Source organism: Mycobacterium sp. IS-836 (genome assembly GCF_001954275.1).
Taxonomy (GTDB): Bacteria; Actinomycetota; Actinomycetes; order Mycobacteriales; family Mycobacteriaceae; genus Mycobacterium.
Map to the genome: position 1 here is coordinate 79,696 of NZ_MBEU01000072.1, position 22,019 is coordinate 101,714.

Here is a 22,019-nt window from a genome sequence, read left to right on the forward strand (position 1 = left end):
CTATTGCGCGTCGCCGGATCTTGCCGCTTGTTCGCGGGTCAGGCCGACGGCGCCGATCAGCTCCTCGTGCAGTTCGAACCACACGGTGTGGTAGGAGTCGATGAGCGGCCTGGTCAACCAGGCGCTCTCGCCGTCCTTGACTTTGCCCAGTGCCGCAAGCAGTTTCGACGAATAGGCCGTCAGCCGCGGTAGCTGCCTGGCGGCCGCGTCGATGATCGGAACCACCCGGGCGTGCACGTCGTCCAGGCGGGCCAGCACCGCGGCGTCGTATTCGGCGTCGTCGTGGGTGTTGGGCTCGCCGCCCGGGCCGCCTTTCAGCTGCCAGTCGGTGACCACCGCCTTGAAATCGGCGTTCACGGAACGAAAGTCGTCGTAGGCGGCGGCCATTGCGGCCGAGTCGATGCCCTTTCGCTCCTCGGTGAGCAGCTGCTCCAGCCGGGCGCGGCCGCTGGAACTGAGCTTCAGCGTCGCGCCGTCGACCAACAAGCCCGACGCTGTCAGCCGTTCGACGGTGGTGGTGACGCCGTCGAGCTCTTCGCCCAGCGTCTTCGCCAGGTCAGGGGGACCCACCCGGCCCTTTAGTCGGACCGCTTGCAGCACAGCCAATTCCGTCACTGGCCCGCCAACTTCAACGCGGTCAGCATGACGATCAGCGGGGTCGTCGACACCACGTCGCTGTGCCCGGCGTCCAGGGCCCCGCGCACCGCGGCCTCGGAGGTGTCGTCCAGCCTCGGGTGGTCGCCGGTGGTGTGGGCGCGCAGCGGGGCGATCGCTCGTGCGATGTCGGCCAGTTCGCGCAGCTCGGGCGTATCGGCCTCCGACCACGCGGAAAGTGTCAGATTGCCTTCGCGCACTTCGCCTTCGTTGCCGTCGACGGTGATCTGCCTGCCGGCCAGCTCCGCCGCGACTCCGCGGCCGCAACCCACCACGGCCACCCGGCCCAGTTCGCGGCTCACCACCGCGGCGTGGCTGGCCGCCCCGCCCACTTCGGTGACGATGCCTTGTGCGGCCAGCATGCCCCGGACATCTTCGGGCCTGGTGTGATCGCGCACCAGGATGACCGGCTCCCCCCGGTCTGCGGCATCCAGTGCCGCGTCGACGTCGGTGTACGCCTTGCCCGATACCACGCCGGGACAGGCGGGTAAGCCGGTCGCCAGAAGCGGTGCGGCCAAACGTGTTTCGGGCTGCAGCGCCGGACGCAGCAGGGCCTCGACGTGCGCCGGCGTCACCCGTCGCACCGCCTCGGTGTCGTCGATGAGCCCCTCGCGCCGCAGTTGCAGCGCCAGCCGCACCGCCGCCTGCGCCGAGCGCTCGGCCGCCCGTGTCTGCAGCAGCCACAACTTGCCTTCTTCGACGGTGAACTCGATCTCTTGTACGTCGGATCCGAGCCGCTCCAGGCTGCGGGCGGCGTCCATCAGCTCGTCGTAGACGTCCGGTTGCTCCGCGCGCAATGCGGTGATCGGTTCGACGTCGACGAGCCCGGACACCACGTCGTCGCCCTGGCCGCCGGGCAACCATTCACCGAACGGTTCGTCGGCGCCGGTGATCGGATTGCGCGAAAACACTGCCCCCGCACCGGAATTGGGGCCCTGATTTCCGAACACCATGGCCTGCACCACCACGGCGGTCGTTGCCCGGTCGTCCAGGCCGTAGTGGGCGCGATAGGCGACCGCGCGCGGTGAATTCCACGAGGCGAACACGGCTTCGATGCCCGCGCGCAACTGCGCGTGCGCGTCGGCGGGTAGGGGTCCTGCGGTATCGCCCACGGTGCGTTGGAAGGTGGCCGTGAACCGCCGGCGGGTGTCGCGGGCGAACTCGGGCGTCGCCTGCGCGGCGAGTGCCCGCTCCACGGCGTCGTTCATACCCAGGTTCAGGATCGTGTCCATCATGCCGGGCATGGAGTGTGTGCCTGCCGAGCGCACGCTCACCAGCAGCGGGTGCGGGCCCCGCCCAAAGGTGCGCGAGGTCTCGGTCTCCAGCCGGCCGATCCCGTCCAGCACGTCGTCCCAGATGGCATCCATCGTCGCCGCCCGGTCGGCGTGATACTTCAGGCCCACCGTGGTGGTAATGCAGAACGCGGGCGGTACGGGCAACTTCTGCCGGCGCATCACGTCGATGCCGTGGCCCTTGTTGCCCAGCAGCTCGCGCGGGAGATTCGCGTCGCCGTCGAGCAAGACGACCGCCACGGTGCACCCCCTCGTCATGCGGCCCGCCCCCGGTGGGACCTTCCCAGCAGGCCTCGACGAGTATGTCAGGACGCTCCGCGCAGCAGTCCGAAGCCAAAGTTCGTGCCGAACCCGCGACGTAGCGCCAGGTGGATCCAGAGCAGCCCGTAGGGCTCGAGGAGTCGTGCCAGCGTCAGGTCGCCGACGTCGACGGTCTCGAAGCCGAGTTCGGCGACCAGCCCGGCGGTCACCGACCTGGCCGCGTCGTCGTCGCCGCAGACGAACATCACCGGTTGGCCCGGCAGTTGTGGTGCGTCCATCATCGGGAAACCGATCTGGTTCATCGCCTTGCAGACCCGGGCGCCGGGCGCCCACTTCGCGACTTCCTCCCCGCCCGAGGTGGTGTGCCCGACTTCTAATGCCGTGACGTCGGGGGTCAGCGGGTTGGTGCAGTCGATGAGCACTTTGCCGGTGAGGTCGCCGCAGCCCTGCACCGCCGACTGCGTGGTCTGCCACGGCGTGCACAGCACGACGACATCGGCGGCGGCCGCGGCGGATTCGTTCGTCTCGACGCCGCCGAGTTCGGCGTATTTCGGGTCGTCGGGGTTGCGGACACCGAATGTGACCTGGTGGCCACGGTTGCGCCAGGCGGTACCCAACGTGGTGCCGACATTGCCGGCGCCGATGATCGCGATCTTGATGTCGGACTCCTTCCCGTGCAGGAACGCTACTCGCAAACGGGACTGCCCCATGATCTAGGTTTGCAGCTATGAATGTGTATGACGTCGGGTTACTGATCCTGCGGCTGGTGCTGGGACTGACACTCGCCGCGCATGGCTTCAACAAATTCTTCGGCGGCGGCCGGATACCGGGCACCGCCCGATGGTTCGAGAGCATCGGCATGAAGCCCGGTAAGTTCCACGCCGCCGTGGCCGCCACCACGGAGGTCTCCGCCGGACTCGGGCTGGCCGCCGGGCTGCTTACCCCGATCCCGGCTGCGGGCTTCGTGTCGCTGATGCTGGTCGCGGCGTGGACCGTGCATCGCCCCAACGGCTTCTTCATCGTCAAGGAGGGCTGGGAGTACAACCTGGTGCTGGCGGTCAGCGCCGTGGTGGTGGCGACGCTGGGCGCCGGGCGGCTCAGCCTGGATTGGCTGATCTTCGGAAAGAACTGGCTCGACGGATGGCCAGGCCTGGTGCTGTCCGTAGCGCTCGGCCTCGGCGGGGCCATCGGCCAGTTGCTGATCTTCTACCGCCCCCCTGCAAAGCAAGCCGGGTAAGTCGTCACGCCGGCGTTGGCGAGGCGACCGCCTCGGTATCGAGTGCCATCACCTCGGCCGCCGCGCGTTCGCCGGAGCGGATCGCGCCGTCGATCCAGCCACACATGATCGCGGAGCTCTCCGTCCCGGCCCAGTGGACGCGGCCGCATGGCTCGCGCAGGGTGTATCCGAACTCGGTGAGCACGCCCGGCGGGGCGTGGCCGATCATCCCGCCGCCGGAGTAGCGCTCGGTGGTCCAGTTCTGCTCGTGGAATTCCAGCGGCGCTTTGGCCTTGCTGCCGAACCGGTCGACGAGTTCGCCGATGACGATCGCTTTCCGTTCGGCCTCATCGAGCTTTGTCAGCCGGCGCGCCGCCGGCCCTTCGGTGATGACGCACATGACCCCGGGGTTACCGGTATCGGTGCACGCATCGATGGTCAGGGAGGCCGGGGTTCCCGGCGCGGCCGACTGGCCGGACAGCCCATCGGCGCGCCAGAACGGCTCGTCATAGATGGCCGAGATCTTGATGACCGCGCCGCTTGGCATCCGCTGATGCAGCAGCGCCCGATCCACCGGCAGCATCGGCTCGTAGACGATCGAGCTGGCGACCGCCAACGGTATCGCCACGATGGCCCGCCGAGCCCGCACCGTCAAACCGTCAGCGCTCACGGTCACGCCGTCGTCGTCTTGGCTGATCTGCCGGACCGGCTGCGAAAGGTGCAGCGCGTCGCCCAGTGCGGCCACCATCGGCCGGTGCAGGGCGCCCATCCCACCCACCGGCCGGGCTTCCTGCGCGCCGCCCTTGACTGAAATGACGAAGGTTGCACCCCCGCCGGAGGATCCCATTTGGGTCAGCGCCCACAGCAGCGACGTCTCCGACCCCGCCGAGGTGTAGGTGCCGGCCAGCACCATGTCGAGCATCTCGCGGGCTTGTTTGGACATGGTGTTGTTCGCGATCCATTCACCCACCGTGATGCGGTCCCACTCGGCGGCGTGCTTTGCCTCCCACGGCGCTTCGAGCGGGATCGATTTGCACATCTTGTCGAACGAGAGCAAACCGATGCCAAGGTTGGTGACGGCCCAGGGGCTCATCGTCCACGGGATCGTCCCGCCATAGCGGTGCTTCTTGCCGCCGACGATCATCATCGCGTCACCGTCGAGGTGCTGTTTGTATTCCGGCACACCGAATTCGCCCATCAGCGCGTAAATCCGGTCCTGGCCCGGCCCGATCCAGGCGCCGCCGCGGTCGATCCAGGTGCCGTCGTCGCGAGTGACGGTGAAGGTTCGACCGCCGACCCGGTCGCGCGCCTCCAGCAAGGCCACCGAGCGGCCCGCCTGCTTCAGCCGGAACGCGGCCGTCAAACCCGCGAAACCCGCTCCGACTACGCAATAATCGACGTCCGCCATGACGGCTCCTCACCTAGCCCGCCCCAGCAGCAAACTACACCGATCGCCATGAGGCGGAGTTCCGTTCGCGCGGAATTCATTCACGGCTTTCGTATCGACCTACATGCGATCGAGGCTCTGGAATCCGGGGTCTCCGAACCAATGCGTCTTGAGGTCTAGGGTGGCCTGACCGACGCCGGCCGGGTCGTAGCGTTTCGCGATCTCCAGCAGCCCGAAATAAGCCCAGCCGTTTCCGGGATACGTCCCTACAGGGATTTCGCCAGGCCGGGTGGTCGGGGGCCCATCCAGGCTTTCCAGCAGCAGCCGCTTGGCCTCGTCCAGAGACGGCTTCCACTCCTTCGCTCCGGGACCGATCGCATCCGCCTTTTGGATCAGGACCGAGGCCACGGTCTGACGCGTGGGGTAGAGCCACAACGGAGGCTCGTAATAGCCCAATTTTGTGTCAATATCTAGAGCGCGTCGAGCCCAGGCCTCTGCATCGGCCCACCTCGTGCCATCGCCTCGCTTTGCGTCGAAGACGGCCATTCGCGCACGTCCTAGGTAATTGAGGATCGAGGCTAGGCATAGGTCCTTATCGCGGGGGAGCCGCACGTTGGGATCGCAATCCTCGTTCGTTTCGGTCTTGCGTGCGGCGCTGCGAATTTTGCTGAGGTCGTCATAGAACCGGTCGGCGGTCTCCGTGGGCTTATTTCCGTCCCAGATATCCGCCATCATTTGCGTAAAGTGATAGGCGAGGTTAGCAATCGGCTGCTGCTCGAAAGGATCGGGCTCCGCGAATTTACGAATATCCGCCGTGGTGGAGAAATTCAGCTTTGCGAGGTAGTAGACAGTGCGATATTTCTCCGCCCGGAGTCCATTTCCACTATCCGGCAGCGATTGGAACAGCTTTTTCGAGTAACGGTCGATGTCCCTGTCTGGGGTGTCACCGCTCAGAACGGCAGCAGCGAGTAAGAGATGCATATTATGGGGATAATATTCATATTTGTAGCGGTCACCATCTGGGCGGTACAAATTCGGCTCCTTGGCGAAATACGCGTCGTCTGCCTCGATGGCTGCCTTGTTGGCCGTGATCGCGTCCTGCATGTCCCCGATTCGGTAGTAGATGTGTGACGGCATGTGGACCAGATGGCCCGCGTTCGGCGCCAATGGCGTCGGCGGCGCCAACAGGTCGGCGTGTTGTCTTGCGACGACGGGGGTCCACGACCCCTCCATCAGATGGATATAAAAGTGGATGGGCCCTTCGTTTTGCATATATAAGGGGAGGTTCAGGGCCTTCTCTAGTTGCTTCTGTGCATCCGTGACCTCGTTGGAGACGGGCTTTCCGACGTTGTCCCAATATCTCCAAGGCGTCAGGTTCATGACGGAGTCGGCGAAGAGCGTGACGACGTTAGGGTCATTGCTACCGAACCCGTTCAGTACTTTTACCATCCCTCTGTAATAGGCTAGGTTGCGATTCTTCTGGCATTTTTTTTCGTCCTGACCGCTGCAATCCTGGTTGCGCTCCAGTAAAGCGTCAATAATCGCTCGATCCTTTGGGCTTGGATTAGCTTTCTCAGCTCTATGGAGGACGGCAATCGCTTGCGTTCGATCATACGGCGATTGTTCCAACTCATTGATGTCTACTCCAAGAGGGAGAGCTTGGGCCCAATAACATGCGGAGCAGGGCACGTTACTATTCTCGGCCTCATTCGCCGCTTCGTGGAATGCGCGATAGGATTCCCGGCTGTTGAAAGCGAAGAAAAATCGCAGTCCCTGATCAAAATACGCCTGGCCAGCCGGCACGTCCCAATGCGCGCTTCCGATCCCGGCATAGCGCGGCGGCACGGGATCGTTCTTTGCCAGTAAGTACAAGGAACAGGGCGGAGTCTCTTCGGCCATCCCCATTGGGTCGGTACCCTGGCCCGCAGCGGGTTGCGTCATGGCATCTTCGGCCGGGCCCTGGCAGGTATCTGTCGGCTCGAAAGGCGAGCAGGACGGGGCGACGGTGAAACCGACAATAATTGCCGCTGCCGACACTCTGTTCCGGAATATTTTGAACATGATTTCCCTCGCACCGTATCGGCAACTTATTGGGACGAATGGCATGCTATTCCGCAACGCGCCGCGGCGTCGCGATACGACAGAACCGCTTCGCGGAAATCCGTCCCGCCGGTCGATCCAAACGGTTGACGAATACGGCAAGCTGCTGCCGCTTTGCATAGGGTGCGGATGATGATGGTGCATACCGTCCGGACGCGGCGCAGCTCCGATGACTTTCCGCGCGCCGAACATCTGGCCGCCAAGATCGCCGAGGTCGCCGCCGATCCGGTTGCCGTCGAGCCGGATACCGCGGAGATGGTGGCGAATCGGATCATCGACAACGCCGCCGTCAGCGCCGCGGCCGTGTTGCGCCGTCCGGTCGCCGTGGCCCGCGTGCAGGCGCTGGCCCATCCCGCGCGGCCGGGGGCTGCGGTCTTCGGCGTTGGGGGCGGTTATTCGGCCGAATGGGCGGCGTGGGCCAACGGCGTCGCCGTGCGCGAGCTCGACTTCCACGACACGTTTCTGGCCGCGGAATACTCGCATCCCGGCGACAACATCCCGCCGCTCGTCGCGGTGGCGCAGCAGCTCGGCGTGCCCGGTGCCGACCTGGTGCGCGGCGTGGCGACCGCATATGAAATCCAGATCGGCCTGTCGCGCGGAATCTGCTTGCACGAGCACAAGATTGACCATGTCGCGCATCTCGGACCCTCGGTGGCTGCCGGTCTGGGAACCATGCTTCGGCTCGACACCGAGACCATTTACCACGCGATCGGACAAGCGCTGCACCTGACTACGAGCACCCGCCAATCCCGCAAGGGCCTGATCTCCAGCTGGAAGGCGTTCGCGCCGGCGCACGCGGCAAAGATCGCCATCGAGGCGGTCGACCGGACGATGCGCGGCGAGCGCTCACCGGCGCCGATTTGGGAGGGCGAGGACGGCCTGATCGCCTGGCTGCTGGGTGGACCCGAGCGCGAGTATCACGTGCCGCTGCCCGCTCCCGGCGAGCCGAAGCGGGCCATCCTGGACAGCTACACCAAGGAGCATTCGGCGGAGTACCAGAGTCAGGCGCCGATCGACATGGCACGGCGGCTGCGCCAGCGCTTAGGCGATCTCGACGAGGTCGCCTCGATCGTGCTGCACACCAGCCACCACACCCATGTGGTGATCGGGACGGGCTCCGGCGATCCGCAAAAGTTCGACCCCGATGCGTCACGGGAAACGCTGGACCACTCGCTGCCCTACATCTTCGCCGTCGCACTGCAGGACGGCGCCTGGCATCACGAACGCTCCTACGCGCCGGCGCGGGCCCACCGGCGCGACACCGTCGAACTGTGGCGCAAGATCTCCACCGTCGAAGACCCCGAATGGACCCGCCGGTATCACTCGACGGATCCGGCCTTCGGTGCGCGGGCGGAGGTGACGCTCAAGAGCGGCGAGGTGATCTCCGACGAGCTGGCCGTCGCCGACGCACATCCGTTGGGGGCGCGGCCTTTTCGGCGCCCGCAGTATATGCAGAAGTTCTCCGACCTAGCCGACGGCATCGTGGAGCCGGCCGAGCAGCGTAGGTTCTTGTCCGCGGTGGAATCGCTGGCCGAGCTCGAGGCCGTGGATGCGCTGAACGTGGTGGTCGACCCGCGGATGCTGGACACCGCGCCGGTCATCCCGCCGGGAATCTTCGGCTGAGTTGGATTGTGCTGCCTTGGCTTTGGGGCTAAGGCGTGGAAGGTCCGCCGTACTGCCACACCAGCGTGTGGTCGCCGGTCATCGTCGGGTTGCACCACATCATCCGGGCGTTGGCGTCTTTGGTGGTCGCGTGCAATACCGTGCACGCGTCGCCGGGTGCCGGTGGGTCGGCGCGGGCGGTACCGACCGCGGCGGCGAAGGCGACCGGTGCCACGGCAGCGATCAGCGCCGCGATGCCGTATCGAAGTTTGCTCATGATGGATGTCTCCCCAGGACATGCCGACCCGACCTCACCGTATCCGGCGAGAGAGCCACAGGCAAAGGATTCTTCGCCCCTACCCAAGCCACGCGCCTAGAACGCGTTCTAATCTGTCAAACCATGGGATTTCTCAAGCCTGATCTGCCGCAGATCGACATGGCCGAGTGGAGCAAGGGCACCCGCAGCGAGAAGATGCGCCCGATGGCCAGGCACTGGGCCGAGGTGGGCTTCGGCACACCGGTCGCACTGCACCTGTTCTACGTCGTCAAAATCCTTCTTTACATCCTTTTTGCGTGGTTGTTTGCCTCGGCCACCAACGGAATCGGCGGCTTCACCAACGTCGCGTCGTGGTGGTCGGAACCGATCGTTTTCGAGAAGGTCGTGCTCTACACGATGCTCTTCGAGGTGATCGGGCTGGGCTGCGGCTTCGGTCCGCTGAACAACCGGTTCTTCCCGCCCCTGGGCTCGATCCTGTACTGGATGCGGTTCGGCACCATCCGGTTGCCACCGTGGCCGGATCGTGTGCCGGGAACCAGCGGAACCAAGCGCACCCCGTTCGATGTCGCGCTATACGCGCTGCTGTTGCTGGTGACGCTGAGGGCGCTGTTCTCGGACGGCACCGGGCCGGTGCCCGAATTGGGCACGACGATCGGGTTGCTCCCGACGTGGGAAATCGTGACGATCCTGCTCCTCGTAGGCGTGCTGGGGCTGCGCGACAAGGTGATCTTTCTCGCCGCTCGCGGCGAGGTGTACGTGACCATGACGGTGACGTTCTTGTTCGGGGGCGTCGACATGATCGTCGCCGCCAAGCTGGTGTTCCTGGTGATCTGGATGGGCGCGGCGACGTCGAAGCTCAACAAGCACTTCCCGTTCGTGATCTCCACGATGATGTCCAACAACCCGCTCATGCGGCCCCGGTGGCTGAAACGGCGCTTCTTCGAGAAGTTCCCCGACGACCTGCGGCCGGGGCTGCTGTCGCGGCTGCTCGCTCACCTGAGCACCGCCATCGAGATGTTGGTCCCGTTGCCGCTGTTCTTCTGCCACGGCGGCTGGCCGACCACGATCGCGGCCATCGTCATGGTGTGCTTCCATCTGGGAATCCTGGTGTCCATCCCCATGGGGGTGCCGCTGGAGTGGAACGTCTTCATGATCTTCGGTGTGTTGTCGTTGTTCGTCGCCCATGCCCGCTTGGGATTGGGCGACCTAAAACACCCTGTGCCGGTGGCGATCCTGTTCGTCGTCATCGCGGGCATCGTCGCGCTGGGCAACCTGTTCCCGCGCAAGATTTCGTTCCTGCCGGGCATGCGCTATTACGCCGGAAACTGGGACACCACGCTGTGGTGCATCAAGCCGTCAGCCAACGACAAGATCGGTAGGGGCATCGTGGCGATCGCGAGCATGCCGCAGGCTCAGCTGGAGCGCTTCTACGGCAGCCCGGAAGCCGCGCAGATCCCGATCTACATGGGGTACGCGTTCCGCGGATTCAACACCCACGGCCGCGCGCTGTTCACCTTGGCGCACCGCGCGATGGCCGGCCAGAACGAGGACGACTACGTCATCACCGACGGCGAGCGGATCTGCAGCACCGCCATCGGCTGGAACTTCGGCGACGGCCACATGCACAACGAACAACTGATCGCCGCGATGCAGGAGCGCTGTCACTTCGAGCCGGGCGAAGTGCGTGTGGTCCTGCTCGACGCGCAGCCCATCCACAAGCAGACCCAGGAGTATCGCCTAGTCGACGCCGCCACAGGCGAATTCGAGCGCGGCATCGTCCGGGTCGCCGACATGGTGACCCGCCAACCCTGGGCCGACGACGTCCCAGTCCAGGTGCTGTCGGACGAGGCGCGCCAGGCGTAACGCCAGGGCGAAATTTCGGGCTAAAAGCCGCCGTGGTGTTACGCCCGTGGAGTCAGGCCGACGCTCGGACTTCCCGCGCCGCGGCGACCATGTTTCGCAGCGACGCGGTGACCTCGTCGACATTGCGCGTCTTCAGCCCACAGTCGGGATTGACCCAAAGCCGTTGTGCCGGAACGGCGCGCAGCGCCGCACGCAACGACTCGGCCATCTCGCCTTCGCTCGGCACTCGCGGCGAGTGGATGTCGTAGACGCCCGGACCCACGCTGTTGGCGAAGCCGGCGGCGTTCAGGTCGTCCAGCACCTCCATGTGTGAGCGCGCCGCCTCGATGGACGTGACGTCGGCGTCAAGGTCGGCGATGGCCCCGATGACATCGCCGAACTCTGAGTAGCACAGGTGCGTGTGGATCTGCGTCGAGTCGGCGACCCCGGACGTAGCCAACCGGAAAGCGCCTACGGCCCAACGCAAGTACTCGTCCTGCTCGGCGCGACGCAACGGCAGCAGCTCGCGCAGCGCCGGCTCGTCGACCTGGATGACGGCGATACCCGCGTCCTGCAGATCCACGGTCTCGTCCCGAATCGCCAGGGCCACCTGGTTGGCGGTGTCGGCCAGCGGCTGGTCGTCGCGCACGAACGACCAGGCCAGGATGGTGACCGGGCCCGTCAGCATTCCCTTCACCGGCTTGTCGGTCAGGGACTGCGCGTAGGTGATCCACTCGACCGTCATCGGATGGGTGCGCACCACGTCGCCGTACAGGATCGGTGGCCGGACGCAGCGGCTGCCGTAGGACTGCACCCAGCCGTTCTGCGTGGCGAAGAAGCCCTCGAGCTGCTCGGCGAAGTACTGCACCATGTCGTTGCGCTCCGGCTCGCCGTGCACCAGCACGTCCAGGCCGAGTTGTTCCTGCAGGGCGATGACGTCGGCGATCTCCTTGCGCATCTTGCCGATGTACTCGGCCTCGTCGATCTCGCGGGCCCGAAAAGCCGCGCGCGCCTTGCGGATTGCCGACGTCTGCGGGTAAGAGCCGATCGTCGTGGTCGGCAGCGGGGGCAGGTGTAGCCGCGCCTCCTGGCTCGCGCGGCGCGCGGCCGCCTCACCGCGATGGGTGCCCGACGCGACGATCGAGTCGATCCGCGCCCGGACTTGTCCGTTGTGCAGCCGTGGGTCGCCGCGACGGGAGGCGACGGCGGCGTTGGACGCCGCGATCTCGTCGGCGACCGTGTCGCGTCCGTCGTGCAGCGCCCGCGCCAGCGTCACTACCTCGGCGACCTTCTCCCGCCCGAAGGCCAGCCAGCCGCGCAGGGCATCGTCGAGCTCGGTTTCCGGCTCCAGCGAGTACGGCACATGCATCGTCGAGCACGACGTCGACACCGCGACATGGGCCGCGGAGCCGAGCAGGGTCGCCAGTTTGCCCAGCGCGGCCTCCAGGTCGGTGCGCCAGACATTGCGTCCGTCGACGATGCCGGCCACCAGGGTCTTGCCGGCCAATTCCGGGATGCCGGCCGCGGCCGTGTCGGCGCCGGCGACCAGGTCGACGCCGATCGCCTCGATGGGTGTGCGGGCGAGCCCCGCCAGGGACGCGCCCGGGTCGCCGAAGTAGGTCGCGACGTGGATCGCGGGGCGGTTGCTCACCGAGCCCAGCGCGTCGTACACGGTCTCGGCCAGCGCGGGCGCGTCGGGGGAGATGTCGGTTACCAGCGCCGGCTCGTCGAACTGCACCCACTGCGCGCCGTTGTCGGCGAGCAGCGACAGCAGCTCGGAGTAGATCGGGACCAGCTCCTGCAGCCGCTCGATCGGTGCGCCGCCGCCGTTGACGCCCTTGCTCAACAGCAGGAAGGTCACCGGCCCGATGACCACCGGACGCGCCGGAATGCCTTGTCCGAGCGCCTCTTTCAGCTCGGAAAGGACCTTGTCCGGGTTCAGCGCGAACCGGGTTGCGGGCTCGATCTCGGGAACCAGGTAGTGGTAGTTGGTATCGAACCACTTGGTCATTTCCAGCGGCGCGACCTCGTCATTGCCACGCGCGGCGGCGAAGTAGCGGTCCAGCTCATCGGGGACGTCCGCGGCCCTGGCCGGTAGGGCGCCGAGCATGACGGCCGTGTCGAGCATCTGGTCGTAGTACGAGAAGGTGTTCACCGGCACCGAATCCAGGCCGGCGGCTGCCAGGCTTGCCCACATGTCGTGGCGCAATGTGGCGGCGACGGACTCCAATTCCGATCGGCTGGTGCGTCCGGCCCAGTAGCCTTCGGTCGCGCGCTTGAGTTCGCGTTTCGGGCCGATGCGCGGCGAGCCGGTAACCGTGGCGGTGAATGGTGGACTACTTACCAAGTGAGTCACGATGTCGTCCTTCATTCGACGGTTTGGCACACCAACCGCAACGGCCACGGCCAAACGCCCATTCCACGAGGCGATGAGCCCGCCGGACACGGCGCGCCCGGCACAGCCGGCAGGTCTTCGGACTCGCAGGCGCGCACTGTCGTGGTGCTCCTACGGGCTTACCGCTGCGGGACTGTCCCGGACTTTCACCGGGTTCCCTCTCGCGACGCGTGTCTAACATGCCTCGCTCGATGCCGGCGCGTCAGTCGGCCAGCGCCTCCGCGATGGGCACTTCGCCATTGTTGAATCCGATGGTGCGGCGGATGGTGGAGTCGTCTGCCAGCGCGGCCGCGACGACGAGCGCGACGTCGGCTCGCGACACCTCACCATTGCCCTTGCCGATCGCGATCCGGCCGGTGGCGGGTTCGAGGGTGAGCCGGCCCGGTCCCAGCACCGTCCAGTCCAGCGCGCTGGAGCGCAGATGGGCATCGGCGGCGGCCTTGGCCTCGGCGTATGCAAAGAACGGATTATCTTGCGATACACCATGATCCGGGCCGGCACCGAAGTACGACACCATCACGAACCGCGGCACGCCCGCCTGCCCGGCCGCATCGATGGCCCGGATCGCGGCGTCGCGATCGACGGCATAGGTGCGTGCCGGATTGCCACCGCCGGCTCCGGCGGAGAAGACGACCGCGTCGTGCCCGCTCAGCAATTCGGCAAGCGCGGGGGTATCCAGCTGCTCGATATCGGCCACCACCGGCTGGGCGCCGGTGGCCGCGACGTCGTCGGAGTGCTCGGGATTGCGGAAGACCGAGGTCACCTCGTCGCCACGCTCGGAGAGGATGTGGGCCAGCTGCAGCGCGACCTTGCCGTGGCCGCCGATGATGACGATGCGTGCCATGCCCCGACGGTACTGCGTTTGCGCCGAGCGCCCGGCTGGCCGGGCAGTCGCGGCTTTGCGCCCGGCTGGCCGGGCACTCACGGCTGAGCGAGGCTTGGACTATGCGGCGATCCGCTTCGCCCGGCTACGCCGCGCTCGCGATCGCCCCTAGAGTTTTACCCGCCCCATGATCAGGTCGATGATCGGCTTGCCGGGCGGGTAGGCGCCCGTGAGCGACGCCATCGTGTGCCCGTAGTCCACCAGGAGCGTGATCCCGCTGATGCCGAACGCGGCGGCGCTGTTGAGGAAGCACATGACATCGCCCATTTGCTCCGGGGTATGCACTTTGGAGCCGGTCTCGTCGCGGTAGTCCTGCGCGAAGGTGAGCCATAGGTCGGCGTTGGCCTGGGCCAGCGGGGTATCGGTGGGGCCCGGGCAGATCGCGTTGATGCGGATGCCCTTCTTCAGCAGCGGATAGCCCTGCGTGGCCACGTAGGCGTTGACCACCTTCTTGGAGAAGCCGTAGTGGATGATGCCTTCCGATTCGTGCGCTTTGACCCAGTCCTGGGCCGTCGCGAAGTCCGGCGTGGCCAGGAACTCGTTCAGCAAGTCCAAGTCGTTCTCCCAGCCCATGCCGGCGACCGAGGAGATGAAGCAGATCGCCGCGCCCGAGGGAAGCTGGTTCTTCTCGAGCAGGCGCTCGAGCAGGTACCGGTGGCCGAGGAAGTTGATCGCCATCAGGTCCGTCGTTCCCTCCGCAATGCCGGCGGCCGAAAACACGGCGTGGACCGGGCCGTCCAGCTGCTCGAGCGCGGCGTCGATCGACGCGGGATCGCGCAGGTCCACCTGGATGGACTTGGCGACGTCGTAGTTCACCGGCGCGTAGTCCATCACGATGACCTCGGCGCCGAGCTCGCCCGCCGACTTGGCCGCCGCGGCGCCCATGCCTGTCGCACCACCGACAACGAGCGCGCGCTTGCCGTCGTAGCGCAGCCGATCGACAATGGTCATGGAAATCCCCTTCTCGGATAATGCCAACGCGGTTCTAACTGCTCAACTGTATGGGTAACAGTTATTTGGCTCAATACCGGGTCCGGATTAGCGGCCTTATTTGCCGCGGACGGCAACACCACGTAGGACGGTGTCGCGGGCGTGCACCAGCGCCGTCCGACGGCCGACGGCGCGAAGGATGTTCTCCGGTATCCACTGCAGGCCGATGACGCACCGCGCCAGCATCGCGGTGGAGGCGGCGTCGACGCGGATCTCGCCCGACCGGATTCCATCGGAGAGCAGTGATTTCATCTGGCGAAGGCGCGTTGCGTACAGCCAACCGGGGTTGGGAGTGTTCGGCGGGGATTGCCGCATCCAGGCGAGCTGAATCCGGAACTCGTCGGAAAACCGGTCCAGTGCGTTGACGTTGACCCAGCTGAGCGCGTCCAGCTTTTCGATGGGGGTGGCATCCGAACGCAGCACGCTGACCCATCCGGCCTCGACCTTCCTGCCGAAGGACTCCATGATCGACGCGAGGAGTTCGTCCTTGGATCCGATCACGCGATAGACCGTCCCGGTACCCATGCCCGCGGCCGAGGCGATGTCCCGGATCGTGGTGACTTCATATCCCTTGCGGCCGAACTCCGTTCGTGCCACGGCCCGGATGTGGGCCGCCTTGTCGCGGGGATCGGCCTCGCTGTCGTCGGCCCACGTCTCGATCACGTCACTGGCGGCCTTGAAAGCGTTGGACCGGTCCAGCGCCGAATCGGTAGATGGCCGGGCCGCCAACCCTTGCAAGATGATTCGGCACAGCAGCTCGGCCACCTGGTCGGCGGGAGCGGTGTGGCGCATGACGTCGAGCCCGACCTGCAGCATGGTCTGGCAGATGCGGTCGGCCAGCGTGGGAAGGTCGATGTCTTGTTTGATGTAGCCGCTCCACCGGCCGGCGCGCAGCGTCTGCAGCATCGCCTGCTGAATCGCGGTGGGCTGCTGTTGGGTGAGCTTCACGAGTTCGGGATCCGCGCTCGGCCCCTCGTAGAACGACATCTGCAGGGCAGCCGCGTGTTGCACGGCGCAATTGGCGATCGCGGATCCCAGCTGGATGATCTGCTCCGCGACCGGCCTCGAGTCGGGTTCGTCCAGTCTCGCCTGGGCCGCCAGCCCGATGCGGTCCAAATCGTCCTGATACCGGCGTATCAGCTCGACGAGGATCGCCTCTTTGGACTCGAAATGGTGATAGAGGCTGCCGGGGAGAATGCCTGCTGCGTCGGCGATTTCCTGTAACGACGTCCGCAGTCCCGAGGAGGCGATCAGCGATGCAGCCGTCTGCAGGATCTCGGTGCGCCGCGTTCCCGAGTCGTCCGTGCCGCCTTGATCGAAACGATCCACCGGTCGCCCGGCAGCCAATGATTCGGCCTTGGCCATTCGTCCTCCCGCCGAACCAAATCTTTGTTAAAGGCTACCAGACTTCCCGGAATAAACTCGCTGCATACAGCGGTGACGGACCCATTCTAAAGGCCGGGGCCGTCCCAGCGGTCGCGCGCGACCACCTCCTCGACGGGCCGCCGTCGGGCCGGCCGAAACGCATGTCCGGCCTTCAGGCGGCCCACCGGCAGCAGGCAGCCCTGGACGTACGTCTGCGGAATCCCGAGCAGCCGCCGGACCTCGTCTTCACGGTGCAGGTGCAGGGTCGTGACGCACGTCCCGTAGCCGCGGGTGTGCAACGCCAACTGAAAGTTCCACACCGCCGGGAAGATCGATCCGTACAGCGTGGCCTGGTGAAACGACTCGTCGCTGTCGATGCGCGGCAGGTATGGCTGATAGCAGGGGATCACCAGCAACGGCACCCGCGCCATGTTCTCGACCAACCACTCCGTCGACGACATGAGCCGGCCCTCGGGCGTTCCGGCCGGCAGCATGTCGGCGAGCAGGTTGCCGCCGACCCTGAGCAGATACGCCTCGCGGTACAGCTCGGCGATCTTGTCCCGCAACGCGGGATCGGTCACCACCAGCCACCGCCACGCCTGCTGATTCGAGCCGTTGGCGGCCTGCAACCCGATGCGCAGGGCCTCTCGAATGTCGTCGATGTCGACCGGCGCATCCAGGTCGAGCGACTTGCGCGCGGAACGGGTCGCGGTAAGGAGGTACTCGATGTCCATCACGTGCCCACGCCGAGCTGGGCCGCGACGGCGAAGACTTCCTCGAAGATCGAGCCGGGCACGGTGAACGGTTCGGTCGCCGACACCTCCGAAAGGTGAGCTTCGATGTCGTCGGCGGTCGGGTTGCTGTCTTTCTCCGCGAACCAGCCCTGGCCGAGGCCGACGAATACACGGGCGAAACGACCAGCGCAGGCCGAGTAGTTCTGGTGGCTGAATTCGCAGGCCCGGCTCGCCAGGAAAACAACCATCGGTACGACCAGCTCGGGCTTGATCACCCCCAGGAAGCCGATCTCCTCAAGGGCTTTCGGGTCGCCCACGGTTTCGGTCACCATGCGCGAAAAGCCGAACGGGAGCACGGTATTGGAGAGGATGCCGTGCTCGGCGCCCTCGATCGCGATCACGTTCGACAACCCGACGAGCCCGGCCTTGGCCGCCGCATAGTGGGCTTCCAACGGCTGGCCGAACATGCCTCCCGAGGAGGAGATGAACACGAACCGGCCATAGCGCTGCCTCTTCATCACCCGGTACGCGGGCTGGCTCAGATAAAACCCCCCGTCGAGATGCACGCCGAGCATCTTGCGCCAGTCGTCCGCGGACAGCTCGTCGAACGGAATGCTGTTGAAAATTCCGGCATTACTGACCACGGCGTCGAGCCGGCCGAAGCGCGCGAGCGCCAACTCGACGATCTCCTCGCCACCCTCCGGGCTTGCGACCGAGTCGTGGGAGGCCACGGCCACGCCGCCCTCGGCTACGATCTCGGCGACGACCTGGTCCGCGACGCTGGCGTCAGAGCCGTCGCCGTGCATCGTGCCGCCGAGGTCGTTGACGATCACCGAGGCGCCGCGCCGCGCCAGCTCCAGCGCATATAGCCGGCCGAGTCCCCGCCCCGCTCCCGTCACGATCGCGACCTGGTCGGTGAAATCGATCATGACACAGCACCTTTCGCAAGACGCGCGCCGAGTGCCGTGAGATAGCCGTCGGGCCCACCGAGAAATGCGCTCCAGCTCAGCAGCCGTTTGAGGTAGAGGTGGGCGTCGTGTTCCCAGGTGTAGCCGATGCCGCCGAACACCTGGATCGCGGTATCGCCCACGGTGGCCAATCGTCCTGCGAATGCCTTCGCCCGCAACGCGGCCAGATGGCGCTGCTGCGCGTCGGCGTGGTCGGCGGCCCACAGCGCGTGGATCACCCCGCTGCGGGCCAGCTCGACCGTTTCGTACATGTCGACGCACAGATGCTGGATGGCCTGGAATGAGCCGATGACCTGACCGAATTGCTTTCGCACCTTGGCATATTCGATGGCTAGGTCCATGATGGCCCGCGCGGCGCCGAGCGCGTCGGCGGCGGTGGCGATGAGCACGTCGTCGACCACGGCCGCAACGGCATCCGGGGACGACGTGGCCAGCCGGTGCGCGGGCACGCCATCGAGAGTGACTCGAAAGTGCTTGCGGGTCTGGTCGATACCCCGTTGTGCGGCCACCAAAATGCCCGCGGAGTCGGTCTTCACCGCGAAAAGCCCGGTCCCGTCCTCGTTCTCGGCGAGCACGAGCAGAACGTGCGCCGCGGCGGCGTCGGACATGGTGACCTCGCCCCGCAGCACGACGTCGCGGTCGCGCCCGGCGGCGCTGACCGCAGCGTCATTGCGATCGAGCGGTCCGACGGCGACGATCGTGGTTCCGTCGGCGATCCCGGTCAAAAGGTCGGCCGCTTCGGCCCCAACGCCGAGCCTGGCCAGCGCGCGCGGCGCGGCAACCGCGCTCGACAGCCACGGCCCCGGGTGCAGGGCGGCGCCGAGCTCTTCGGCCACGATGCCCGCCTCGACCATCGTCATGCCGGCGCCCCCGTACTCGGGCGGCACCAACAGCCCGGTCGTCCCGAGGTCGGCGAGGCCGCGCCAGACGGCGCCGGTGGTACCGGTCGGGTCGTCGAGCAGGGCGCGGACGTGTCCGGAAATCGGGGCTTTCTCGGTGAGGAAGTGTCGCGCCGTGTCGCGCAGCGCGACTTGCTCGTCGGTCAATTCGAGGTTCATTGGCGCGGCAATCCGAGCACGCGTTGGGCGGTGATGTTCTTGTTGATCTGGGTCGTGCCGCCGGCGATGGTCAGCGAGCGCGACGTCAGGCGGTAGTCGGCCCACCGGTGCTGCTCGCCGCCGGTGCCCAGCACGTCGAAGGCCAGGGCGGCCATGTCCTGTCCGATCTCACCCCAGACGCTCTTGGCGAGGCTGGCCGAACCCATGGCGGTCTTGTCTGAGCCGCCGTGCAGCGTCGCCGAAATCGAGCGCTGGCAAAGCAATTCGAGATATTTGATGCGCACCCCGATTTCGCCGAGGCGACGCAGTGTCACCGGGTCCTGCAGGATGCCGTGCGGGTCATCGGCGGCGGCGAAGTCGGCCACCAATTCCTCCAGGCGCACCTGCATCTCGGCGTAGAGCCGTGCGGCCCCGGCGCGCTCGTGGCTGAGCGTGGTGGTGGCCACCTGCCAGCCGCCGTTCAGCGGGCCCAGCAGGGCGTCCGCCGGAACTCGCGCGTCGTGGAAGAAGATCTCGGCGAAATCGGTGTCGCCGTTGAGCGTGACGAGCGGGCGGACCTCGATGCCGGGCAGCGTCATGTCGACAATCAGGCACGAGATCCCTTTGTGTTTCGGGGCCTCCGGATCAGTACGCACATAGAGCTGGCACCAGTCGGCGCGATGCCCCAGCGAGGTCCAGATCTTCTGCCCGTTGACGACGAAGTCGTCCCCATCGCGCACCGCGCGGGTGCGCAGCGCGGCCAGGTCGGATCCCGCTTCCGGCTCGGACATCCCCTGGCACCAGATGTCGTCCGCGCGCATCATGCGGGGGAGCAGCGTCGTCTTCTGCGTCTCGGTGCCGTATTGCATGATCGCCGGCGCGATGTTGTTCATGCCAATGACGTTGAGCGGCAACGGTGCCCGAGCGCGCGTCGTTTCCTCGGTGTAGACCAGCTGCTCCAGAATCGTCGCTCCGCGGCCACCGTACTCGCGCGGCCAGGACACGGCCGCCCAGCCCGCGTCGGCCATCGCGCGGTTCCAGGCACGAAGCATCGCGAAGGTGGTGTCGTCGCGGCCGGAGGGACGACGGGCGGCGATTAGCTCGTCGGTCAGATTCGCGGACAGCCAGTCGCGCAGCTCGGCGCGGAACTGTTCGACCTCCGCCGGGTAGGAGAAATCCACGTTCTCTTGTTTACCTCGCGCGATTGACTGGGCCAAGCCCCGGACTTTACGTTGGAACAGATATTTGGTCAACGCGGTCCAAGGTTCGGAGGTGGAGCGTGCCAAGCGACGCTCCTGGGGACCAGCCGCAGGTTTTCGGCCTGCTGGCCTCCGCCCTTGCGGGCAGGGCGGTGGCGGTTGCCGAACTGCGACCGGGTGAGCCGCCATGGACCGACGGCCAGACGATTTACCTGGATCCTTCCGCGCCGGCCCGCGCGAAACTCGAAGCGGTTGCCGTCGAGGCTTCGATGCTCGCGGCCGGCAGCCTGGACCCCGACGTCGTGCGTTCCCTGGTCCGCCGCCCGCGGCTCGCCAGCCGGTATCTGGCGATCGAGGGGCATCGCGCATTGGTCGGCAATAGCTATCTGCTGCCGGGCGCGCTGGCATCGATGGGCAACCGTGACGTCGCGAGTCGCACGAAGTCGGCCGCCGACTCCCTGCGAATCGCCGAGGGGCGGGAGGCGATCGACGACGCGCCGCCGGAATTCGGCGTCATCCGTGCGGCCAAAGTGCTGGCCGCAGGCTCGGCCAAGCCCGAGGACCGGCGCAACGCCGGTCATGTCCCGCACGGTGGCGGCGCGAAGCAACTCGACGAGTTGGACGAAGGCGCGATCGATGATTCCGACGATCCCGACATGTTCACCAGCCCGGTGGGCGGCGGTGGCTTCATCGGCAAGTGGCTGAAAAGGATGCTGTCGTCGGCGCGCAAGACCGGTAGCGGCGGTGGTCCGCCCGGCGCGGACACCCCGACGCATCGTACGAACTCCGCCAACCGCGGTCTGCACGCCGTCTCCTCGCTGGCGTCAACCGCGAGCGAGGGGGTCGACGACGACGAAACCCACGGCGGCGCCGACGGCGTGACCTATCCGGAATGGGACGTCACGCGCAAGAGCTACCGGCCCGCGTGGTGCACCGTGCACGAAATCGAGCCCCAGATCAAGGCATCGGCGACGCACGCGATCGACACCGCCATCGGTGTGCGGCGCCCGCTGTCGCGACTCGGGATGGGCCTGCACCGCCGCCACCGCCAGCCCCAGGGCGACGACATCGATATCGACGCGGCAGTCGAAGCCCGCGTGGAGGTGCTGGCGGGGTCGGTGCCCGACGAGGCCGTATATCTCGACAGCCTGCGGCGCCGGCGCGACCTGTCGGTGCTGCTCCTGCTCGATGTGTCGGGGTCGGCGGCGGAGCCCGGAACGGTCGGACGGACGGTGCACGAACAACAGCGCGCGGCGGTCGCCAATCTCGCTGTGGCACTGCACGATTTGGGTGACCGGGTCGCGCTCTACGCCTATTACTCGCAGGGCCGGCGCGCGGTGAACGTGGTGCCCGTCAAACGGTTTGACGACCATCTCGACTCCCGGGTCATGAAGCGGCTGAACAGCCTCGAACCCGGCGCATACTCCCGCCTCGGTGCGGCCATCCGCCACGGCTCGGCGGTGCTCGAGGCGCGCGGAGGCACGTCACGACGGCTATTGGTGGTGCTGTCCGACGGGCTTGCGTACGACCACGGTTACGAGCGGACTTACGGGGCCGCGGATGCACGCCGCGCCCTGATCGAGGCGCGCCGCCGCGGCACCGGCTGCGTGTGCCTGACGATCGGAGCGGGAACCGATGTGGGTTCGCTGCGCCGGGTGTTTGGCAGCACCGCGCACGCGACGATCGCGCGGCCCGATCAGCTCGCCGGCGTGATCGGACCGCTGTTCCGGTCCGCGCTGCGATCGGCGGAAGTTCGTCGGGGGGTGCCCAAACCCGCTGTTCAGCGGGCTTGAAACAAACATCTGTTCCGGATAGGC

18 protein-coding genes and 1 riboswitch are annotated in these 22,019 nt (G+C 66.6%); of the genes, 4 read left to right on the plus strand and 14 right to left on the minus strand.

Annotation, left to right across the window (positions count from 1 at the left end):
* From A5747_RS20525 to A5747_RS20535, 3 genes are read right to left on the minus strand one after another with little or no spacing between them, the layout of a single operon-like run.
* Positions 1-615, minus strand: coding sequence for a MarR family transcriptional regulator (locus A5747_RS20525; protein WP_076127694.1), 615 nt, complete (start codon positions 613-615; stop codon positions 1-3).
* Entirely contained in the window at positions 612-2,204 is a 1,593-nt protein-coding gene (locus A5747_RS20530; protein ID WP_076127696.1) for a pyruvate, phosphate dikinase, read from the minus strand. The genes A5747_RS20525 and A5747_RS20530 overlap by 4 nt, the downstream gene beginning before the upstream one ends.
* A 47-nt stretch (positions 2,205-2,251) precedes the next feature.
* The gene (locus tag A5747_RS20535; protein ID WP_233148094.1) at positions 2,252-2,917 is read right to left on the minus strand and encodes an NADPH-dependent F420 reductase; all 666 of its coding nucleotides are present in this window, start codon (positions 2,915-2,917) and stop codon (positions 2,252-2,254) included.
* 17 nt (positions 2,918-2,934) lie between these two features.
* Here A5747_RS20535 and A5747_RS20540 point away from each other — a divergent pair, with 17 nt between their 5' ends.
* A complete protein-coding gene (locus A5747_RS20540) occupies positions 2,935-3,444 on the plus strand; it encodes a DoxX family protein (protein ID WP_076127698.1) in 510 nt (169 codons plus the stop codon).
* A 4-nt stretch (positions 3,445-3,448) separates the two neighbouring features.
* Here A5747_RS20540 and A5747_RS20545 read toward each other — a convergent pair whose 3' ends face one another.
* Together A5747_RS20545 and A5747_RS20550 are read right to left on the minus strand one after the other, a co-directional pair.
* Positions 3,449-4,831 carry an FAD-dependent oxidoreductase gene (locus A5747_RS20545; protein ID WP_076127700.1) on the minus strand — a complete coding sequence of 461 codons (1,383 nt, stop codon included), beginning with the start codon at positions 4,829-4,831 and terminating at the stop codon, positions 3,449-3,451.
* A gap of 99 nt (positions 4,832-4,930) precedes the next feature.
* Entirely contained in the window at positions 4,931-6,871 is a 1,941-nt protein-coding gene (locus A5747_RS20550) for a hypothetical protein (protein WP_233148095.1), read from the minus strand.
* Positions 6,872-7,042: 171 nt separating this feature from the next.
* Here A5747_RS20550 and prpD point away from each other — a divergent pair, with 171 nt between their 5' ends.
* Entirely contained in the window at positions 7,043-8,533 is a 1,491-nt protein-coding gene (gene prpD / locus A5747_RS20555; protein WP_142245659.1) for a 2-methylcitrate dehydratase PrpD, read from the plus strand.
* Between the two features lie 28 nt (positions 8,534-8,561).
* On the opposite strand, the gene A5747_RS20560 is transcribed toward prpD, so the two are convergent.
* Complete coding sequence (locus A5747_RS20560) at positions 8,562-8,789, minus strand: hypothetical protein (RefSeq protein WP_076127704.1); 228 nt, start codon at positions 8,787-8,789, stop codon at positions 8,562-8,564.
* 123 nt (positions 8,790-8,912) lie between these two features.
* Between A5747_RS20560 and A5747_RS20565 the strand changes: the two genes are divergently transcribed.
* Positions 8,913-10,652: a DUF3556 domain-containing protein gene (locus tag A5747_RS20565; protein WP_076127706.1), complete on the plus strand. Its 1,740-nt coding sequence runs from the start codon at positions 8,913-8,915 to the stop codon at positions 10,650-10,652.
* Between the two features lie 52 nt (positions 10,653-10,704).
* Here A5747_RS20565 and metE read toward each other — a convergent pair whose 3' ends face one another.
* The 8 genes from metE to A5747_RS20605 all read right to left on the minus strand — a co-directional run bounded on the left by metE (position 10,705) and on the right by A5747_RS20605 (position 20,184).
* The gene (gene metE / locus A5747_RS20570; RefSeq protein WP_233148096.1) at positions 10,705-12,987 is read right to left on the minus strand and encodes a 5-methyltetrahydropteroyltriglutamate--homocysteine S-methyltransferase; all 2,283 of its coding nucleotides are present in this window, start codon (positions 12,985-12,987) and stop codon (positions 10,705-10,707) included.
* A 90-nt stretch (positions 12,988-13,077) separates the two neighbouring features.
* Positions 13,078-13,240: riboswitch (cobalamin riboswitch) on the minus strand.
* On the minus strand, positions 13,229-13,870 hold the full coding sequence (locus A5747_RS20575) for an NAD(P)-dependent oxidoreductase (RefSeq protein WP_076127710.1): 642 nt from the start codon (positions 13,868-13,870) through the stop codon (positions 13,229-13,231). Its footprint overlaps the riboswitch before it by 12 nt.
* 147 nt (positions 13,871-14,017) lie before the next feature.
* Entirely contained in the window at positions 14,018-14,860 is an 843-nt protein-coding gene (locus tag A5747_RS20580; RefSeq protein ID WP_076127712.1) for an SDR family oxidoreductase, read from the minus strand.
* Positions 14,861-14,956: 96 nt separating this feature from the next.
* Positions 14,957-16,264, minus strand: a complete 1,308-nt coding sequence (locus A5747_RS20585; protein WP_076127714.1) for a TetR/AcrR family transcriptional regulator — start codon at positions 16,262-16,264, stop codon at positions 14,957-14,959.
* Positions 16,265-16,350: 86 nt separating this feature from the next.
* Positions 16,351-16,998: a nitroreductase family protein gene (locus tag A5747_RS20590; protein ID WP_076127716.1), complete on the minus strand. Its 648-nt coding sequence runs from the start codon at positions 16,996-16,998 to the stop codon at positions 16,351-16,353.
* Positions 16,998-17,927: an SDR family NAD(P)-dependent oxidoreductase gene (locus tag A5747_RS20595; protein WP_076127718.1), complete on the minus strand. Its 930-nt coding sequence runs from the start codon at positions 17,925-17,927 to the stop codon at positions 16,998-17,000. Before A5747_RS20595 ends, A5747_RS20590 begins: the two co-directional genes overlap by 1 nt.
* Positions 17,924-19,024 carry an acyl-CoA dehydrogenase family protein gene (locus tag A5747_RS20600; RefSeq protein WP_076127720.1) on the minus strand — a complete coding sequence of 367 codons (1,101 nt, stop codon included), beginning with the start codon at positions 19,022-19,024 and terminating at the stop codon, positions 17,924-17,926. The genes A5747_RS20595 and A5747_RS20600 overlap by 4 nt, the downstream gene beginning before the upstream one ends.
* Positions 19,021-20,184: an acyl-CoA dehydrogenase family protein gene (locus A5747_RS20605; RefSeq protein WP_076127722.1), complete on the minus strand. Its 1,164-nt coding sequence runs from the start codon at positions 20,182-20,184 to the stop codon at positions 19,021-19,023. Before A5747_RS20605 ends, A5747_RS20600 begins: the two co-directional genes overlap by 4 nt.
* Before the next feature lie 98 nt (positions 20,185-20,282).
* Between A5747_RS20605 and A5747_RS20610 the strand changes: the two genes are divergently transcribed.
* The gene (locus A5747_RS20610) at positions 20,283-21,995 is read left to right on the plus strand and encodes a nitric oxide reductase activation protein NorD (RefSeq protein ID WP_076127724.1); all 1,713 of its coding nucleotides are present in this window, start codon (positions 20,283-20,285) and stop codon (positions 21,993-21,995) included.
* Positions 21,996-22,019 lie beyond the last annotated feature (24 nt).

Coding starts and splice junctions, on each gene's coding strand:
- A5747_RS20530 (WP_076127696.1), bottom strand. CDS start 2,204: ATGACGAGGGGGTGCACCGTGGCGGTCGTCTTGCTCGACGGCGACGCG.
- A5747_RS20535 (WP_233148094.1), bottom strand. CDS start 2,917: ATGGGGCAGTCCCGTTTGCGAGTAGCGTTCCTGCACGGGAAGGAGTCC.
- A5747_RS20540 (WP_076127698.1), top strand. CDS start 2,935: ATGAATGTGTATGACGTCGGGTTACTGATCCTGCGGCTGGTGCTGGGA.
- A5747_RS20545 (WP_076127700.1), bottom strand. CDS start 4,831: ATGGCGGACGTCGATTATTGCGTAGTCGGAGCGGGTTTCGCGGGTTTG.
- A5747_RS20550 (WP_233148095.1), bottom strand. CDS start 6,871: ATGTTCAAAATATTCCGGAACAGAGTGTCGGCAGCGGCAATTATTGTC.
- prpD (WP_142245659.1), top strand. CDS start 7,043: ATGATGGTGCATACCGTCCGGACGCGGCGCAGCTCCGATGACTTTCCG.
- A5747_RS20560 (WP_076127704.1), bottom strand. CDS start 8,789: ATGAGCAAACTTCGATACGGCATCGCGGCGCTGATCGCTGCCGTGGCA.
- A5747_RS20565 (WP_076127706.1), top strand. CDS start 8,913: ATGGGATTTCTCAAGCCTGATCTGCCGCAGATCGACATGGCCGAGTGG.
- A5747_RS20575 (WP_076127710.1), bottom strand. CDS start 13,870: ATGGCACGCATCGTCATCATCGGCGGCCACGGCAAGGTCGCGCTGCAG.
- A5747_RS20580 (WP_076127712.1), bottom strand. CDS start 14,860: ATGACCATTGTCGATCGGCTGCGCTACGACGGCAAGCGCGCGCTCGTT.
- A5747_RS20585 (WP_076127714.1), bottom strand. CDS start 16,264: ATGGCCAAGGCCGAATCATTGGCTGCCGGGCGACCGGTGGATCGTTTC.
- A5747_RS20590 (WP_076127716.1), bottom strand. CDS start 16,998: ATGGACATCGAGTACCTCCTTACCGCGACCCGTTCCGCGCGCAAGTCG.
- A5747_RS20595 (WP_076127718.1), bottom strand. CDS start 17,927: ATGATCGATTTCACCGACCAGGTCGCGATCGTGACGGGAGCGGGGCGG.
- A5747_RS20600 (WP_076127720.1), bottom strand. CDS start 19,024: ATGAACCTCGAATTGACCGACGAGCAAGTCGCGCTGCGCGACACGGCG.